We start from the raw sequence: 1034 nt of genomic DNA, 5'->3' as shown, positions 1-1034 counted from the left end.
AACGAAGACCTTCGTCCATTGCGATTGGAGCGATTAGCTCTACAGTCATCTTGATGTTATCGCCTGGCATTACCATTTCCACGCCTTCTGGTAGCTCAATGTTACCTGTTACGTCAGTTGTACGGAAGTAGAACTGTGGACGGTAGCCTTTGAAGAATGGCGTGTGACGACCACCTTCATCTTTAGACAATACGTAAACTTCTGATTCAAACTTAGTGTGTGGAGTGATTGAACCTGGCTTCGCTAGTACTTGACCACGCTCTACTTCATCACGCTTAGTACCACGTAGAAGTGCACCAACGTTTTCACCCGCACGACCTTCGTCTAGAAGCTTACGGAACATCTCTACACCTGTACATGTCGTCGTTGTTGTATCTTTGATACCTACGATAGCAACTTCGTCACCTACGTTTAGGATACCACGCTCGATACGACCAGTGACTACTGTACCACGACCTTGGATTGAGAATACGTCTTCAATCGGCATTAGGAACGGCATATCAACTGCACGCTCTGGCTCTGGAATATAAGTATCTAGAGCTTCTGCTAGTTCAACAATCTTCGCTTCCCACTGCTCTTCGCCGTTTAGTGCGCCTAGTGCAGAACCTTGGATAACCGGTAGGTCATCACCTGGGAAGTCGTATTCAGATAGAAGCTCACGAACTTCCATTTCAACAAGCTCTAGTAGCTCTTCATCGTCAACCATGTCACATTTGTTCATGAATACGATGATGTATGGGATACCAACCTGACGGCCTAGTAGAATGTGCTCACGAGTTTGTGGCATTGGGCCATCTGTCGCAGCAACAACTAGGATACCACCGTCCATCTGTGCAGCACCTGTGATCATGTTCTTAACATAATCCGCGTGTCCTGGACAGTCTACGTGTGCGTAGTGACGAGCTGGTGTGTCGTACTCTACGTGAGATGTTGCGATTGTGATACCGCGCTCACGCTCTTCTGGAGCGTTATCGATTGATGCGAAGTCTTTCGCTTCACCGCCGTACACTTTTGCAAGAGTTGTACAGATTGCA

Annotated in this window: 1 protein-coding gene; it reads right to left on the bottom strand. The window is 47.5% G+C overall.

All coding sequences use genetic code 11. The annotated features are described in order from the left end of the window. Window positions 1–1034 (bottom strand): elongation factor Tu (gene tuf, locus QQK21_RS21760; protein ID WP_284194271.1); only part of this gene is annotated, 1034 nt, incomplete at both ends.

The organism is Vibrio zhanjiangensis (assembly GCF_030161235.1).
Taxonomy (GTDB): Bacteria; Pseudomonadota; Gammaproteobacteria; order Enterobacterales; family Vibrionaceae; genus Vibrio; species Vibrio zhanjiangensis.
The sequence above is the reverse complement of the archived record's forward strand: the minus strand, read 5'-3'. Positions and strand labels throughout refer to the sequence as shown.